Source organism: Vibrio tritonius (assembly GCF_001547935.1).
GTDB classification, from domain to species: domain Bacteria; phylum Pseudomonadota; class Gammaproteobacteria; order Enterobacterales; family Vibrionaceae; genus Vibrio; species Vibrio tritonius.
Genome location: NZ_AP014635.1, coordinates 1,297,335 through 1,314,510, shown reverse-complemented (window position 1 = coordinate 1,314,510; position 17,176 = coordinate 1,297,335). Strand labels below are relative to the sequence as shown.

At 44.7% G+C, this 17,176-nt stretch carries 14 protein-coding genes; 2 read left to right on the top strand and 12 right to left on the bottom strand.

The features are described from left to right. Nucleotides 1-43: 43 nt before the first annotated feature. Both JCM16456_RS23585 and htpX read right to left on the bottom strand, forming a co-directional pair. Nucleotides 44-211: a hypothetical protein gene (locus JCM16456_RS23585; RefSeq protein ID WP_156430461.1), complete on the bottom strand. Its 168-nt coding sequence runs from the start codon at nucleotides 209-211 to the stop codon at nucleotides 44-46. Nucleotides 212-608: 397 nt separating this feature from the next. Further along, the gene (gene htpX / locus JCM16456_RS05930; protein WP_068713283.1) at nucleotides 609-1,472 is read right to left on the bottom strand and encodes a protease HtpX; all 864 of its coding nucleotides are present in this window, start codon (nucleotides 1,470-1,472) and stop codon (nucleotides 609-611) included. 276 nt (nucleotides 1,473-1,748) lie between these two features. Between htpX and JCM16456_RS23580 the strand changes: the two genes are divergently transcribed. Further along, entirely contained in the window at nucleotides 1,749-1,913 is a 165-nt protein-coding gene (locus tag JCM16456_RS23580; RefSeq protein WP_156430460.1) for a hypothetical protein, read from the top strand. A 512-nt stretch (nucleotides 1,914-2,425) separates the two neighbouring features. Here the strand turns inward: JCM16456_RS23580 and JCM16456_RS05925 are convergent. The 6 genes from JCM16456_RS05925 to bioB form a co-directional block, all read right to left on the bottom strand. Beyond that, nucleotides 2,426-4,231 carry a M4 family metallopeptidase gene (locus tag JCM16456_RS05925; RefSeq protein WP_082712229.1) on the bottom strand — a complete coding sequence of 602 codons (1,806 nt, stop codon included), beginning with the start codon at nucleotides 4,229-4,231 and terminating at the stop codon, nucleotides 2,426-2,428. Nucleotides 4,232-4,537: 306 nt separating this feature from the next. Next, the gene (locus tag JCM16456_RS05920; protein WP_068713281.1) at nucleotides 4,538-4,768 is read right to left on the bottom strand and encodes a hypothetical protein; all 231 of its coding nucleotides are present in this window, start codon (nucleotides 4,766-4,768) and stop codon (nucleotides 4,538-4,540) included. Between the two features lie 170 nt (nucleotides 4,769-4,938). Then, the gene (gene bioD, locus JCM16456_RS05915; protein WP_068713279.1) at nucleotides 4,939-5,646 is read right to left on the bottom strand and encodes a dethiobiotin synthase; all 708 of its coding nucleotides are present in this window, start codon (nucleotides 5,644-5,646) and stop codon (nucleotides 4,939-4,941) included. After that, a complete protein-coding gene (bioC, locus tag JCM16456_RS05910) occupies nucleotides 5,643-6,446 on the bottom strand; it encodes a malonyl-ACP O-methyltransferase BioC (RefSeq protein ID WP_068713277.1) in 804 nt (267 codons plus the stop codon). The genes bioD and bioC overlap by 4 nt, the downstream gene beginning before the upstream one ends. Beyond that, nucleotides 6,443-7,597 carry an 8-amino-7-oxononanoate synthase gene (locus tag JCM16456_RS05905; RefSeq protein WP_156430547.1) on the bottom strand — a complete coding sequence of 385 codons (1,155 nt, stop codon included), beginning with the start codon at nucleotides 7,595-7,597 and terminating at the stop codon, nucleotides 6,443-6,445. The genes bioC and JCM16456_RS05905 overlap by 4 nt, the downstream gene beginning before the upstream one ends. Further along, nucleotides 7,584-8,636, bottom strand: coding sequence for a biotin synthase BioB (gene bioB, locus JCM16456_RS05900; RefSeq protein WP_068713273.1), 1,053 nt, complete (start codon nucleotides 8,634-8,636; stop codon nucleotides 7,584-7,586). Before bioB ends, JCM16456_RS05905 begins: the two co-directional genes overlap by 14 nt. A gap of 133 nt (nucleotides 8,637-8,769) precedes the next feature. Here bioB and bioA point away from each other — a divergent pair, with 133 nt between their 5' ends. Then, nucleotides 8,770-10,056, top strand: coding sequence for an adenosylmethionine--8-amino-7-oxononanoate transaminase (bioA, locus tag JCM16456_RS05895; RefSeq protein WP_068713272.1), 1,287 nt, complete (start codon nucleotides 8,770-8,772; stop codon nucleotides 10,054-10,056). Between the two features lie 85 nt (nucleotides 10,057-10,141). Here bioA and JCM16456_RS05890 read toward each other — a convergent pair whose 3' ends face one another. The 4 genes from JCM16456_RS05890 to JCM16456_RS05875 all read right to left on the bottom strand — a co-directional run bounded on the left by JCM16456_RS05890 (nucleotide 10,142) and on the right by JCM16456_RS05875 (nucleotide 17,166). Beyond that, nucleotides 10,142-11,104, bottom strand: a complete 963-nt coding sequence (locus tag JCM16456_RS05890) for a glycosyl transferase family protein (RefSeq protein ID WP_068713270.1) — start codon at nucleotides 11,102-11,104, stop codon at nucleotides 10,142-10,144. A gap of 331 nt (nucleotides 11,105-11,435) precedes the next feature. After that, nucleotides 11,436-14,096, bottom strand: a complete 2,661-nt coding sequence (locus tag JCM16456_RS05885; protein WP_082712228.1) for a molybdopterin-dependent oxidoreductase — start codon at nucleotides 14,094-14,096, stop codon at nucleotides 11,436-11,438. 307 nt (nucleotides 14,097-14,403) lie between these two features. Then, nucleotides 14,404-15,711: a serine--tRNA ligase gene (gene serS, locus JCM16456_RS05880; RefSeq protein WP_068713268.1), complete on the bottom strand. Its 1,308-nt coding sequence runs from the start codon at nucleotides 15,709-15,711 to the stop codon at nucleotides 14,404-14,406. A 105-nt stretch (nucleotides 15,712-15,816) separates the two neighbouring features. After that, a complete protein-coding gene (locus JCM16456_RS05875; protein WP_068713266.1) occupies nucleotides 15,817-17,166 on the bottom strand; it encodes a replication-associated recombination protein A in 1,350 nt (449 codons plus the stop codon). Nucleotides 17,167-17,176: the final 10 nt, after the last annotated feature.

Genomic DNA, 17,176 nt, shown 5'->3' with positions numbered 1-17,176 from the left:
GAATGTATTCGCTTATAGGCAAGGCACCGATTTGAATACATAGTTATTCTACGTAGAAAATCGGTAACGCAGCATAGGAGCGAATACAACTCGCCCCTTGGGAGCTCATCAACAAGCCCATTTCTGCGCCCAATGACGTTAAAAGGGAATGACCATTCCTTCCGTCATTGAGCTTGACCTGTGCTCGTTGATGAAGCTCTGAAGTCTGCATCTTGAGGTCATTTGGGTATATTAAATGTAGTTCACAGCACCTTATCCTACAAAGTAAATTCAATGACTTGTGACAAAAAACCACACTTACAAAGCGGCTTTTACAACTCAACACTGTAGGGGATAAATTTTTTCTACTCGTGTTTTCAATCCAAGTGCCCTCAAAATGCTGTTTCAGTTGGACCGTATTCAGTCTTAGGCAAGGTACTGATTTGAATTCATCGTTAATCCACCTTGCAAGGAAGTGACCATTCCTTCTGTCATTGAGCTGGACCAGTGCTTACTAAAAAAGCGCTGAGTCCTTCCTTATTGAAGACAGTATTTTCATACGAAACTTGGCGAAAAAAGATCAAAAAAAAACCAGCCATTATGGCTGGTTTTATGAGAATAAAACTCGATTATAGGCGACGTAAAGCGTCGATACGTTTATCTAGTGGTGGGTGACTCATCAGCAACTCAGTAATACTACGCTTGCCATTGATACCGAAGGCCATCATCGAACCCTCAAGCTGCGATTCCTGGCTCTGCTTTAAACGTTCCAGAGCAGCAATCATCTTCTGCTTACCCACTAACTGCGCAGAGCCGGCATCCGCATAGAATTCGCGATGGCGGCTGTACCACATGGTAAGAAAGCTTGCGAGGAAACCAAACACCAACTCCAATACCATCGAGATAGCAAAGTAAGCCATGGTGTTGGTGCCTTCCCCTTCTTCGTTGTCACGATTTGCAATCAGATTGGCAATCACGCGTGACAAGAAAATCACAAAGGTGTTCACCACACCTTGCATTAAGGTCATGGTTACCATGTCACCGTTGGCAATGTGGCTAACTTCATGGGCGAGTACGGCTTCTGCTTCATCTCGAGTCATACCGTGCAGGAGGCCTGTAGAAACCGCCACCAATGAATCGTTACGTTTCGCTCCTGTAGCAAACGCGTTCATGTCCGGAGCATCATAAATTGCAACCGTCGGCATGCCGATACCTGCTTGCTGAGCTTGACGAGAGACGGTTTGAACTAACCAGTGCTCCATCTCATTGCGTGGACTTTCAATTACCGTCGCGCCAACCGACATCAAAGCGATACGTTTTGACATGAGTAGCGAGATAAAAGAGCCACCAAAACCAAATACTGCGGCTAGCACCAGCAACCCAGACAAACTGCCTGAACGAATACCAGTGACCGCGTAAACAATATTCAGAACAACACTCAACACCAGCACGACAGCTAGGTTAGTTGCTAAGAACAATAAGACTCGCTTCATTTACTTTCTCCAGACTAGAAACGGATTATTGTCAGCTTAGGTTAGGCGAACACCGCTGTAACCTTGCTACTTTTTGTTTCCTGCATTGATATATATAGTCGTCAATTTAAAAAACAAGGTTAAGTATTAAATTGAAACAATTGGTTACCGTATGCCCAGTATATATGCAACCACTACTACTTTGGTCGAATTGAGCATGATAATTTTTGTGTCTAGAGTTAAGGAGTGTTGGATATACAACATTTTAGGAAAACATTGTTGAAAAAGGATATCGTCATGGCCGAATTAAATAGTTACAAAATGGCAATTGATCTGTTGTGCTGTCATCTTGGGTTAACAGAAGATGAAGCAAAACATCAACTGGGTATCGATCAAGTCGAAACAGCTAACAAGCCAGAATTGGAACAAGCCGTTCATCTCGCCGAATTGATGCAAGAATAATATCCACCCCAAACGCAGTCAGGAGCAAAGAGAGAGGCTCCCTTAACTGTGAAACACTGCTCCATGTGTTAACTTTAGCGGTCGGATCAAAGCCCGAATTCTTCGGGCTTTTTCTCATTTTCATTAAGTGTAACCTTCCTTGATTACTACCTTAGTAGTATACAAGGTCCATTACCTTGAAAGGCAATGCCATTGCTTCGGCAATTAAGCTAGACCTATGCTCGTTGATCACGCTCTAAATTCTGTATCATAGGGTCATTGGGGTATCATCAAAGCAGTATCGTACCTTTCCCCTCTAAACCATTCTCTTGTTCGAGGCATGGGCACAACCAAAAAAAATGCCACTTCCAAACAAAAAAGTGGCATCAATTGAATCAGCAAATTAATGCTGCGTAGACTAAATCAAAGAGTTAGGTAAATACTGAACGCAGAGTTGGATAAACCTATCCATGATGCCCCACTTTGCCAGCCTTGGCCAAATGGGGCTGCTTAACAGCATACGTCTAATGAGTTTAGTCGTTGTACGATGCGCTCAGAGTCACACCCGAGTACGCAGCATAGCCATTTAGCATAATGTGATACGTACCAGTGCTAGGAGAAGAGAAACGGCAAGTTTCACTCGTTCCAGTACGATATGGTCGACAATCATAACTACTGGTGGTTGGGTTGCTACCAAATTTTACATATAAATCGGAATCACCAGAACCACCGGATGTTTTGATCACCAAGTTACTTGCGCCAGAAGGTACCGTCACTGTCCAATACTGAGCCGAACCGCGGCTGCCCGACAAGCCTGTTACGGGTTCACCATTGGTTAGTTCAGAAGCAGAGCTATCATCATCTCCGCTATCTGAGCAAGACGCGTCGACACCTACTTTCGTGAAAGCGGTGGTCACATCGCTACTGTCATAACCAAGATCATCTGTGGCTTGAACGACACCACACGCAGCGTCATCAAACCCAGATGTCGCATTCCAATACAGTTGGTTTGCTTTCACAAAGACTTCAAAGGCTTTTTTCGTATCCCATCCACTTGTTGTGGCTAGCAAATAAAAAGCACGGTTGAAGACACCAGAGCTATAGTGGACATCTAACCCATTGTAATAGTCGTCTGCTGTATCGATGGAGGCACCATCTTTACTAGGTTGGTCCATGTAACGTAATGCACCAGAAGCTTTGTAAATTTCAGCCCCAACTTTCCAATCGTTCTCGCCTTTCATATAGTATTCGGCCGCTTCACCAGCCATATCAGAAAACGCTTCGTTGATACCACCACTTTCACCGTCATAATTGAGGTTAGAGTTTTGCTCAGTAAAACCATGGGACACTTCGTGGGCTGAAACATCTAAACTCACTAGAGGGTAAAAGGTTGAACCACCATCACCAAAGGTCATGCCAGTGCCATCCCAAAACGCGTTTTCATAGGAGCTACCATAGTGCACTCGCATTTCGAGTTGAAACGTCAAAGGAGAAGTATTAAACCAGTCGTTATACATATCAAAAATAACGCCCCCAAAGTAATGGGCATCATTTTCTGCAGAATAGGCTCCATTAACATAATTTTCCGAACTATCCGGACATGAAAATTCCACGACACTCCCGCCAGATGTCCGGTTATTCATATTAATTGTTTTTACGTTGTCATTATTCATTTGGCAACTATCATTAACAATTAAATATCCATAATCAGTTCCGTAATAATACTCCCCCGTTTTTATATTCCCACCTGGACCTGTTGCATTTTGATCATGAGCTAATTGTTGCCATTGTTTTAATATTGTTCCATCGTTTGCATCAACGATAGTAAATGGACGGCTTGGTTCTGGATCTGAAACAAATATATCTACCAAGTAAGCAAGATGCGCTGTATTACTACCATCTAACCAAATATATAAATTTGCACTGCTACGGTCAGCTGTCTCAACACCCAGTTGTTCCAACACGGTATTAATCGCTTGCTTATCGTTAAGCTTAGGTGTCACTGAGCCTAGATCAGTATCTATCCCTTTGACGTACTTACCACTTAGATTTGAGTACAAGCCTTGCCCCGTCACCTCTGCAACCATAGAATGGCCGTAGACAGGTACGCCTTTATAATACTGTTTGATTCGGGCTTTAGTCTTATCACCTACAGAAATCGTGTTCTGAGCTTTAAATGACTGGGAGCTCAAACCTAAACTACTGGCCGGATTACTTGTTGGGCTAATAGAATTAGATTCACTGCTATTTGGTTTAATATTTTCAATTGTTGCGGAAAACGCTGCACTTGATATAAAAGATGAAGCAATTATTGCGCATGCAATAGCGGACAATTTCATTTATTGGTTCCTTCCACTGATAAATTATTAAGTGCTTATTTTTTCTGAGCACTACTTATACTTATCAGTAAAAAAACATATTTCAACCTTTCAAATAATATCATCAACCATTAAATAATAAGGATACCATTCTCTAAATTAGAATTTTTAAATAAAAAACACTTATAATTCCACCAGTTATTTTGAAGTAATGAAAACTAACCTTAAAAATTCATTCCATTTACAATAATTTACAAAATTTCAAATATTAGGCATTGCTCCCAAACTGCCTATTTCATAATTCAATAGATATATACCCAAGTAACCTCAAGATGCGGTTTCAGCGAGAATGTATTCGCTCATAGGCAAGGCACCGATTTGAATACATAGTGATTCTACGTAGAAAATCGGTAACGCAGCATAGGAGCGAATACAACTCGCCCTTTGGGAGCTCATCAACAAGCCCATTTCTGCGCCCAATGACGTTGAAAGGGAATAACCATTCCTGCCGTCATTGAGCTTGAGCTGTGCTCGTTGATGAAGCTCTGAAGTCTGCATCTTGAGGTCATTTGGGTATATCCCTAAGCAACCTCATGATGCTGTTTCAGCGAAACTACGTTCGCTCAAAGCAAGGCACAGACTGAACGCCAGTTTGGCCCCAGATTGATGCCCCGCGATAAAAAAAACGCTGCACTCGCAGCGTTTTTTTAGAGGTGAAATGAAAGCTCTTAAGCAGTCTCTTTTTCACGCTCTGTCGAACCCACTAACGCATCAACGTTAATGTATTTACCCAGCTCACGACGCTTCGCCCCTGGCACATAAGGAATTTCACCCAACTTTGGCGCTCCTAAGCGTTTTTCCAGTACTTCAATCAACTCAGCATAGTGTTCAGTGCCGGGATTAATACGATTTGCTACCCAACCTGCTATCTCTAACCCATCAGCTTTAATCGCTTCAGCAGTCAAAAGTGCATGGCTTAAACAGCCAAGTTTGATACCCACCACCAAAATCACGGGTAACTGAGCCTGCTTTACCCAATCGGATAAGCACGCTGTCTCAGAGATAGGCACTCGCCAACCACCAGCCCCTTCAACCAAAACAACATCTGCATGAGTCTGATTCAATGCCAATTTGTCATTTAGAATCTGGTAATCAATAACCACATTTTCGTGAAGTGCGGCAATATGAGGCGAAGCTGGCATCTCTAGAGCATAAGGATTAACATCCTCGTAAGGTACCTCTTGCGTCGCCGCTTGCATTAATTGCAACGCATCATCATTACGCAGTCCTTGCTCTGTTCTTTCACATCCAGCAGAAATTGGTTTATAACCAATAGTGGTCAATCCCTTCGCTGCAAATGCTTGTAAAACCGCTTTGGTCGAAATGGTTTTACCGACATCGGTATCCGTACCTGCAATAAAAAATACATGACTCATCGAAGAATTACCCCCAAACAAACTTGATACGTAGCAGGCAAAAGACCATTAGGATCTCTAAAACATTGATATGACTCTTCGACTTGAGACAACACCTGCTTACTGATCGTACGGTTTGCACGACCAGGGACATGGTTAGCACCAATACCTTTGAGGTCCTTCATCAGGCCCATCGCGGTATCGTACCAAACAGTGATTGAGTCAAATTCTAGAGTAACCTCAGAGATGTCGGCTTGCGCTAACGCAACTTTTACCGCATTTACAGAGAGGAATTGGTTAATGTGTTGATATGCATCAACACTTGCCCATGCTTGGCTCAATTCATACAAGGACCCATCAACTAGTGTTGAAAAAAAACCTTTACCGTTATTTTTTAAGACCCTACGTATTTCTTTAAGTGGTCTATAAAGCTCATCACACCACTGAAGAGCCAAACTAGAGAACACATAATCAAAGCTATTTTCTGGGAATGGTAAAGCTTCAGCGTCCGCTTCACAGTAGGTCATTTCGTCGCACCCACACCGCTTTTGAGCCTGAGCTAACATCTCTTTAGCAAGGTCAACGCACACCACATGAGCACCACGTTCTCTCAGTTGTGCAGAGAAATACCCTGTACCACATCCAAGGTCGAGTATATGTAACCCGCTCAAATCAACAGGGAGCTTAGCCATCAACCTATCGCCGACCTCACGTTGGAAAGCGGCGTGGCGATCATAATGATGAGCCGCTCGCGAGAACGCGCTGGCAACAGCCCATTTTTTATTGTTCCGCCCTAAAGACTGAGTAGCAGATAACGTCATATCCCCTCCTCAAACAATCGCGTCAGTTCTTGAGCTAATGCAATGATTTGCTCTGGATTATGGTCAGCGGTTAACGTGATACGCAGGCGTGCCTTCCCTTGAGCGACCGTTGGCGGACGAATAGCGGTTAACCAATAGCCTCGTTCTTTTAAACACCGAGCTAACCGCAGTGCCCTCTCACTTTCTCCGACAATAAAGGGCTTTATCGGCGTATCAGTCGCAACGTATCCGGGCAGGAAATGAAACACATCATGGTAAACATGCTGTAGCTCGTTCAGCTTATCTCTGCGCCACTGCTGTGTTTGAATCATATGAGAGGCATGAAGCAGCGCATGAGCTTGAGCTGGCGGCATCGCAGTTGAATAGACATGATGGCGAGCAAACTGGGTAAGATAGTCTGCCACTTCACGCCGCGTCAGTACCACTGCACCAGACAGACCAAATGCTTTACCAAATGTCACCACCAAAATATCCGGCTTCACTCCGGCTAAGGCGCAACTGCCCGCTCCATCTGGACCATGAACTCCAACACCATGTGCATCATCCACCATCCACCATGCTCTATTTTGGCACGCAGTGGCGATATCCATCAAAGGTGCTTTGTCTCCATCCATACTGAACACCCCTTCCGTCACCACAAAAGGGTTGGCTATATCGTCAGTTAAAAGGTGAGTAAGATGTTGGGTATCGTTATGTTTAAATCGCTTCATCTTTGCTTTACCCAACATTCCCGCTTCCATCAAGGAGGCGTGGTTGAGCTTGTCTTGCAATAACGTATCGGTGGCTTCAAGTAACGTAAACAAAGTGGCTTGATTCGCACTAAATCCCGAGTTAAACAGCACCCCATCTTCGTACCCTAACCAATCACACAGCTCTCTAATTAGGCGCTGGTGGACATCACTAAACCCTGTCACCAAAGGCGACGCACTACTACCTGCTCCCCAGCGACCTAATCCTTGTTGCCACGCTTGCACCAACTCGGCAGAATTGGCCAAACCAAGATAGTCATTACCTGAAAAATGAACAAACGACTGCCCATGATGATGTAACGCTCCTTGCGCGATGCCTTGATGAGGAAGAAGTGTTCGAGTTAATCCTTGCTCAGCGCGCTGAGCAAGGGCTTGGGTAATACGCAAATTAAAGGCTGGCATCATAAAATAAGTCATCCTTTGAAGGACGGGCTGCAACACGTTCAGCAACTTGCTCGAGTAACTCGTTTTCTGCAATTTCGTCAGGTTTTTGCACAACGTCTTGGCGGTTGATGCCTAATTTTGCAAACAACTGCATATCGCTATCTTCAGCGGGATTCGGTGTGGTCAACAATTTGCACCCGTAGAAAATAGAATTAGCGCCAGCCATAAAACAGAGCGCTTGCATCTGTTCGTTCATATTTTCCCGCCCAGCAGAGAGGCGCACCGCTGATCGCGGCATCATGATGCGTGCAGCTGCGATGAGACGTATAAAATCAAACGGTTCAACATCTTGGGCATCTTCTAACGGCGTACCTTTCACCTTAACTAACATGTTAATTGGCACACTTTCTGGGTGAACTGGCAAATTGGCTAACTCCACCAAAAGACCGGCACGGTCCTGACTGCTCTCACCCATACCAATGATGCCTCCAGAGCAAATTTTCATTCCCGCCTCACGCACATGTGCAAGAGTATCAAGGCGGTCTTGATAGGTTCTGGTAGTAATAATTTTGCCGTAATACTCTGGCGAGGTATCCAAATTATGGTTGTAATAATCGAGTCCGGCCTTAGCTAACTCTTGAGCTTGACCCGATGACAGCATACCTAATGTCATACAGGTTTCTAATCCCATTGATTTCACGCCTGAGATCATCTCTTTAAGCATGGGCATATCGCGCTCTTTCGGGTTTTTCCATGCAGCGCCCATACAAAAACGAGTCGACCCTGCCGCTTTCGCTTTGTGTGCCGCATCCAGCACTCGCTCGACTTCCATCAAACGCTCTTGCTCAACATTGGTATTGTATCGGGCACTTTGAGGGCAATATTTACAATCTTCTGGGCAAGCCCCCGTCTTGATGGAAAGTAAGGTACTGACCTGTACGTAATTATGCTGTTGATATTGACGGTGTAGGCTTTGGGCCTGAAACAATAGGTCCATAAAAGGGGTGTCGAGTAGCGTTTTTACTTCCGCTACTGTCCAGTTATGACGAACTTCCACGTGTAATTCCTTCTGATTTTTCTACGTTTTATGCTTGGCTAGTCTAGCCCTAAAGGATACACTGTCAACATAAAATACACATCATAGTTTACATCGGTACACTTTTTAATCATTTCAATATTTGGACACGACTATGGATTTGAGCTTTGATCGCCAACACATCTGGCATCCCTATACCTCTACCACTACACCTCTGACCTGTTATCCGGCTTCTCATGCTGAGGGTGTACACATCTACCTTGAAGATGGTCGAGTGCTTGTCGATGGCATGTCTTCATGGTGGTGTGCGATTCACGGATATGGTCATCCGCGTTTAAAACGAGCAGCACAAGCACAAATCGAGAAAATGAGTCATGTGATGTTTGGCGGCTTAACTCATCAGCCAGCCATTGATGTGTGTCGTAAGTTAATTGAACTCACACCAGAGCCTTTAGATAAGGTATTTCTAGCCGATTCAGGTTCAGTGGCAGTTGAAGTTAGTTTGAAAATGGCGTTGCAATATTGGAACAGTCGTGGGGAAAACCGAAGCCAGTTTTTAACCATTCGTCATGGGTATCATGGCGATACGTTTGCCGCCATGTCAGTGACAGACCCAGACAACTCTATGCACTCACTGTATCGTGGTTTTTTGCCACAACACCTGTTTGCCAAAGAGCCAAGCAACGGTTTTTTTAAACCATGGGATAGCAGTGAAATTGACGATTTTGCTCAGCAACTGGCGAATCATCATCACAACATAGCGGCAGTGATTATGGAGCCTATTGTCCAAGGTGCGATAGGTATGCGTATTTATCATCCGCACTTTTTACGAGAAGTGCGCCGCCTATGCGATCAGTATGGCGTATTGTTGATATTAGATGAAATTGCGACCGGATTTGGTCGCACTGGCAAGTGTTTCGCGTTCGAACACGCAGACATCATTCCTGATATTCTCTGTGTGGGTAAAGCCCTGACCGGGGGCTTTATGACGCTATCCGCGGTCATCACCACAAAAAGGATTGCAGATACGGTGTCTGGCGGACCCGCCGGTTGCTTTATGCATGGGCCGACTTTCATGGCCAATCCCCTCGCATGTGCTGTTGCAAGCGAGAGTTTAACCATGATCAGCGAAGGCGATTGGCAAGCGAATGTTGCTCGTATTGAAGCGGTATTTGCTCAAGAATTACCAAAATTTGCTCATCATAGCCGAGTAAAGGACGTTCGTTGGTTAGGTGCCATTGGCATCGTGGAAACTAACGTCCCAGTGAACATGGAAGCTATCCAAGCGCTATTTGTTGAACAAGGAGTGTGGATCAGACCCTTTGGCTGTTTGATTTACTTGATGCCCCCCTTCATCAGTGAAGACCAACATCTGCATGTATTACTCAATGCCATTGCTCTTGCATTAGATACCCCCGAGTGCTTTGTTAACGCGCGCTAAAAACAAAAGGAGATCGTGTCATACGATCTCCTCTCTAAAGTTTACTCATCATGTCAGATGACCAATAGCCCCCACATGAGCACAATTATGTTCGATTAGCTTTTTGCACATACATTTGCCAATAGCCATTGGCGATATTTAGGGCTTTATTCCAGTCTTGTTCTCGAGTAAACAACACGGCTGCCATGGTCGCTATCACACTGTTCGCCATTGCCACTTTATCTTCATCTGGCGTTCCAAACGGGCAATCAGACAAGGTATCCACGTTCTCTTGGTAACACGCCGGCCAATAATGCTCCTGAACACCATCTGGTGTACTTAACCACACCGTTTGGCTCACCTTAGGATTGTATTCTGATTCACCAGATTGACCTTTAAATGAGATCACCGCATGAGCAGTTTTACCAACTTCGTACTCAATTTCGGCGTGCAATTTCTGATAGCCAGGATGAAAACTGCCTCGAATACCAAAGCGCCCCCCACCAGGATTCAACGCCCGAACGACGGTATTAATAGGCGTGCGAAGTCCATAACGATTTTTCCACCCAATCATGGTTTGAGCTTGTGGTGCAAAAGCGTGTAGTGGCAAATAGGCAATCTTCTCTTGTGCCAAAACATCGCGGACATTCGCCAATGTTTCACACCGTGTAATATTAAGAGTGGCAAGATAAGTCTCGGCGTGTTCACGCTCAGCTTCAGGATCTTTGTAGCCGTGCAATAACACAGATAAGCCATTATCCGCTAATAAACGAGCAGCAAGTAAGTGCCAAGGTTTCCCCGCCGATAAACGCTTTCCAGCATAGAGCGGCCAATCAACATCACAACTGACTTGGGGAATGAAAGCCTGAAAAGCACGCACAAACCCAGCAATTTCTTGTTGGGTTTCATTTTGAACCCGAATGAGCATCAAGAGCATGGCCATTTGATCATCTCCAACGTCACCGTTTAGATATTCGGTCATGACTTGAAATGCTTGCTCGTAATTCAACGGTGCTCGACCGCGCTCTCCTCTCCCAACAGTGCGTATGCACTCTTGTATGATACTCATGACATCCTCAACTTATTATCTGCATCCTATCTTTTTACCACTAATGGCTTAATAATCAATCGAGAAGAGTGCAATATTATCTTAATCGACTGATTTTTCGACGCTATGCTTGTACTCTATCCCCAAATAATCCCAAGCTAGCGGCTCGAGTTACCAGTGACCATAAAAAAGGCGCCATACCCCAAGGGGCAAGACGCCTTTTATTCAACAAGTTATCTTTAATCACATTCTATAAAGCAAACACCATACCAAGTTTGATACCGATAATAAGTCCCTGCATTTCAAAGTAAATTCACAAACAGCCACTATCATTACCGGTCATCAATGCCCCTTATTTGTGCGCTGATTGCCCTTTGTTTGGATTTGTAGCTGGAATGACATCAATCAAATATTCATCTTCACTGGATGGTTTGAGGAGGATTTTTACGTCCATTAAACATGAACCACAGCCGGTGCCCAACTTCAATTTGGCCTGTAACTCGTTAAGCGATACCGATTCTTCATTTTCGATGGCTTCGTATATATGTTGGTCGGTAATTTGATAACAGCTACAAATCAGTTGACTGCGCGCTTTTGAACTGGCTACAGCCAACAAAGATTCAAGCTCTAGAGGTTGATCCATCAAGGCTAACACTTGTAAGTAGTCAATCTCGATAGGCGCATTACTCACCGCAAGAAAGCCAACAACATGTAATAAACTTTGTGGCGAATCTCGCTCAACGATTACCATCATCCAACCATCGTCTAACTCCCATCGTAATAGCTTCTCCCCTCTAACTAAAGGGAAATCATCTCGCGTCAAGCATTCCAATGAGGCAAAACGCCAAACGCCAATTTTCTTTTCTTGTTGATAAGATTGATAATCCATTGCCGGTAGTGGTCTTGAACTTCCTAGGTAGATCCCATAGGTATTCATTTCCACCGCTTCAATTTCTACCGGCCACGATTTAAATGCTGGCTGACCAGAAAGTTCATCAACTTGAGCACCAATTATACGGTTAACGTTAGACCGCCCTCCGAACCATTTCGACCAGTGAATAGACATAAAGAGCTGCTTTCCGGGTAATCCATCGTCAACCGCTACTTTGGCATAAACAGGCGGTGAATATTTGTCACGTTTAATCGAAGCAAGCTGACCAGGCACCAAAAACAACTTAGCAACACTTCCGCTATTCATATAAACGGTAGGTTCCAACTCATAACCCGATAATCGATGAATGTGCCCGGTACGCGTCATGCTGTGCCACTGATCACGAATGCGTCCAGAGTTCATCCACCAGTGGTCGGCATTCGCATCCATCGGCTCGCCCCACACAAAATTGGCGCGCCCATCTGGGGTAGAAAAATAACCATTGGCAAATGGCCTGCGCCCATCGAAAGGCCATTGCCTTGGTTGCCAATTTGAATATTGAGCATCAGTTATCCCAGCCAGCTTCGATAAAGAGAATAGATAAGGACTGGGGTCGTTAAGCGCTGTCATACCTGCATATTCACGAAAAATAGCCGCTTCATTCCTATATTCAAATCCATTTGGTATCGCTAGCAATTCGCACAGTTTTTCGCCCACTTGGCTTAAAGCCCACCAATCGGGCTTTGCTTTACCTGGCGCATTAGCAAATGCCCTCTGACGTGAAATCACCCTTTCTGCATTGGTTACCATACCGCGTTTTTCGCCCCACCCAGCGGCAGGCAAAACAATATCTGCATACTCAATCACATCACTTTGCGCACTAATATCAGAAACAATAACACAAGGACAACTGCCCAATGTTTCGCGAATTCGATCACTGTCTGGCATGGAAATAATAGGATTAGTGCCGATGATCCACAGCACTTTGATTTGCCCAGCATCAATGGCGCGAAAAATATCGACCGCTTTTAAGCCGGGACGATTAGTGATAACTGGCGATTGCCAGTAGTCTTGCACCATACGAGTCGACTGGGGATCAAAGCCACGATGAATAGCCAACTGCGTTGAAAGTGCCCCCACTTCACGCCCACCCATCGCATTGGGCTGCCCCGTTAAAGAAAATGGACCACTGCCTGGCTTACCAATTTTTCCAGAAGCCAAATGACAATTGATGATCGCATTACCTTTGTCCACACCAAAGGCTGATTGATTAACCCCTTGTCCAAACATCGTAATGGCAGAAGCACTGGTCATAAACCAATCATAAAACTTCCGCAGTTCATGCCAATCGATATTTAATCGTTCTCCAATAGCGTGCAGTTGGTACTTCACTTCTTGAAGTTGCCCCCAAATATCACCAAACCCTTCAGTAGATTCTTTAATGAACTTCATATCGACCGCACGGTTATCAATTAGATACCGCAATAGACCGTGAAAAAGTAAAGTGTCACCTTCGTTCTCGATACACAGATGCAAGTCAGCTAACTTAGAGGTCACCGTGGAGCGGGTATCAATCACTACCACCTTTAAATTAGGGTTGTTTTCACGCGCCTTTTCTATACGACGAAATAAAACCGGATGAGTCCAAGCGCTATTGGCACCAACAAGGACAATAAGCTCAGTTTGGTCTATATCGTCATAACTCATTGGCACAATGTCTTCGCCAAAGGCGCGAATATGGGCAGAAACAGCCGACATCATACATAAACGGGTATTCGTTTCGATATTAGCCGTCCCCACAAACCCCTTCATCAATTTATTAGCCACATAGTAATCTTCCGTCAGCAACTGCCCCGACAGATACATAGCAACAGAATCCGGACCATATTGGGCAATAGCTGAAAAAATACGCTCAGAAATCTCCTCTGTCACCTGATCCCAAGTGACTTCCATTCCCTGAATCGACGGCGTAAGTAATCGATGAGGCATTTTCATGCTCTCAGCTAACGCGGCGCCTTTGGTACAAAGCAATCCCTGATTTGCCGGATGCTTAGCATCACCCACAATTCCTGAACTGTTTTTTTCAATTCCGCACCCAACCCCGCAGTAAGGACACGTCGTTTTGGTCGTATTTTTCGGCATTACTGAAACAGTCAAGCTCCCCAAATCACAGTCGGCTTAAATAATGAATAGTCAAAAACGCTCCAGAGCACGAAGTTCTATAAATTGAGTATAGGTTTAAGAAGGCAGAACTACCTGCAAATAGAGCGGTTTAAATATGATGGGGAAGCAAGCTGAGAGAAATACCTCAATGGAGGTAAATCACTAAAGATATCGGTTCAGTTTATAGTGAAAGCTGCATCACATAATTAAAAAGGATTAAACATAGTATTGCAGCCAAAAGAAAAGCCGACCCAAAGGTCGGCTTATAACGGTGACTCAAAACGGATTAACCAATGTGAGTCATGCCGTTCATGTATTTTTGTAGCACAGCTGGGATTTCGATACGACCATCCACTTGTTGGTAGTTTTCCAAAATCGCAACCATGGTACGACCAACAGCCAAACCAGAACCGTTTAGTGTATGTAGTAGCTCAGGTTTTTTCTCGCCTTTACGACGGAAACGAGCTTGCATACGGCGTGCTTGGAAGTCCCACATGTTTGAACATGAAGAGATTTCACGGTAAGTGCTTTGTGCAGGAACCCAAACTTCTAGGTCGTAAGTTTTGCGAGAACCGAAGCCCATATCACCAGTACACAGAACCACTTTACGGTAAGGAAGTTCTAGAAGTTGTAGAACTTTCTCAGCGTGACCAGTTAGCTCTTCAAGTGCGTTCATTGAATCTTCTGGTTTAGTGATTTGTACTAATTCAACTTTGTCGAATTGGTGCATACGAATCAAACCACGAGTATCACGACCGTAAGAACCCGCTTCAGAACGGAAACATGGCGTGTGAGCTGTCATTTTAAGAGGAAGTTGGTCTTCTTCTAAAATTTCGTCACGAACCAAGTTAGTTACTGGTACTTCAGCCGTTGGGATCAAAGATAAACGACGCAGTTCTTCATCATCAACTTTCTCAGTTAGCGGTTCTGTGTGATAAAGATCCGCACCAAATTTAGGTAACTGACCAGTACCGTACAAGCTATCGGCGTTCACAAGGTAAGGAACGTATAGCTCGGTGTAACCGTGTTGTTCTGTGTGCAGATCCAACATGAATTGTGCAATTGCGCGGTGTAGACGTGCGAATTGACCTTTCATTACCACAAAACGCGCACCTGTTAATTTGGTTGCGCTAGCGAAATCAAGACCGTCACCCATTTCACCAAGGTCAACATGGTCTTTTACTTCAAATTCAAAAGTTTTTGGTGTACCCCAACGTGACACTTCGACGTTGTCGTTTTCGTCTTTACCATCCGGTACTTCATCCGCAGGGATATTAGGGATGCCAAGTGCAATAGCGTCTAGTTCGTTTTGAACAGCGACCAATTCCACTTTTTTTGCATCCAAATCGTCACCTAGTGTGCCGATCTGTTTTTTGATCTCTTCAGCGCCATCTTTGTCGCCTTTAGACATCAATTGACCAATTTGTTTGGAGATGGAGTTACGCGTGGATTGTAAATTTTCAACTTCGACTTGAATGGACTTACGTTTTTCTTCAAGTGTACGAATAGTATCAACGTCGAGCTTATAGCCGCGACGCGCGAGTTTTGCTGCTGTTTCATCCAGCTCAGCACGAAGTAATTTAGAATCCAGCATTGCTAATCCTATGCTTTATTTGATTAACGAAAAGATGTACTTGAGTGAATTTTAACCACTCAAGTACATGTTGAAATTTACCTTGTCAAAGATAACGAAAAGCCGCTATTTTTCATAGCGCTTTTGTTGGCTTTTTGCGTCTAAATCCGCCAGATAATCTAACTTTTCACCAATCTTGGTTTCTAAGCCTCGATTTGTCGGGTGGTAATAACGCGTTCCAGTCATTTCTGGCGGTAAGTAGCGCTCACCCGCCGCATATGCACCAGGTTCATCATGAGCATAACGATACTCTTCACCATACCCCATCTCTTTCATCAAAGAGGTTGGCGCATTACGTAAGTGCAATGGCACTTCATATTCTGGTAAATTTTGCGCATCATTGAGCGCTTGCTTCCATGCGGTATACACAGAATTACTTTTGGGAGCGCACGCAAGATACACAATGGCTTGTGCAATTGCTCGCGTGCCTTCATAAGCACCGACACGATGGAAACAGTCCCACGCGGATAGTGCCACTTGCATAGCGCGAGGGTCGGCGTTACCAATATCTTCCGACGCTATCGCTAATAAACGACGGGCGATGTAAAGCGGATCGCCACCAGCATTGATAATACGAGCGGCCCAATAAAGCGCTCCGTCGGGGTTAGACCCGCGAATCGATTTGTGCACCGCCGAAATCAGGTCATACCAAATATCACCTTTATTATCAAAACGCGCGACCTTTTCCCCAGCGACTTCCGCCAATAAAGAAATGGTAATTTGTTTGACCCCATCTGAGTTTTCCTCCGCCATATCATAAAGCAACTCTAGATAGTTCAACGACATGCGCGCATCACCACTCACGTGCTCAGCTAGACGTTCAAGCACTTCATCGTGAAACTTGGCTTGGTATTTGCCCAACCCCCGTTCCACATCGGTAATGGCTTGCTGTAGGGTTTGGCTAATTTCCTCTTTGCTTAATGATGTCAGCTTGTAGACTCGAGCCCGAGAAAGCAATGCGTTATTGAGTTCAAACGAAGGATTCTCGGTTGTGGCACCAATAAAGGTAATCGTGCCATCTTCAATATGAGGTAAAAAGGCATCTTGCTGCGATTTATTGAAACGATGCACTTCGTCAACAAAAAGAATGGTGCGCCGCCCGCTTAGTTTATTTTCTCGAGCTTTCTCGATTGCAGCGCGAATCTCTTTGACCCCTGAGGTCACAGCCGACACGCGCTCCACTTCTGCTTGTGCATAGTTAGCCGCGACTTCCGCTAATGTGGTTTTGCCAGTACCTGGTGGGCCCCACAATATCATAGAGTGAATGTGCCCCGCCTCAAGAGCGCGACGCAAGGGTTTTCCTGGTCCTAAAATATGTTGCTGCCCAATGTATTGTTCAACGTTTTGTGGGCGCATACGAGCAGCAAGGGGACGAAAATCTTCGTCCCCTGAAAAGTCTAAACTGTAATTATTCACCTAATCTGTC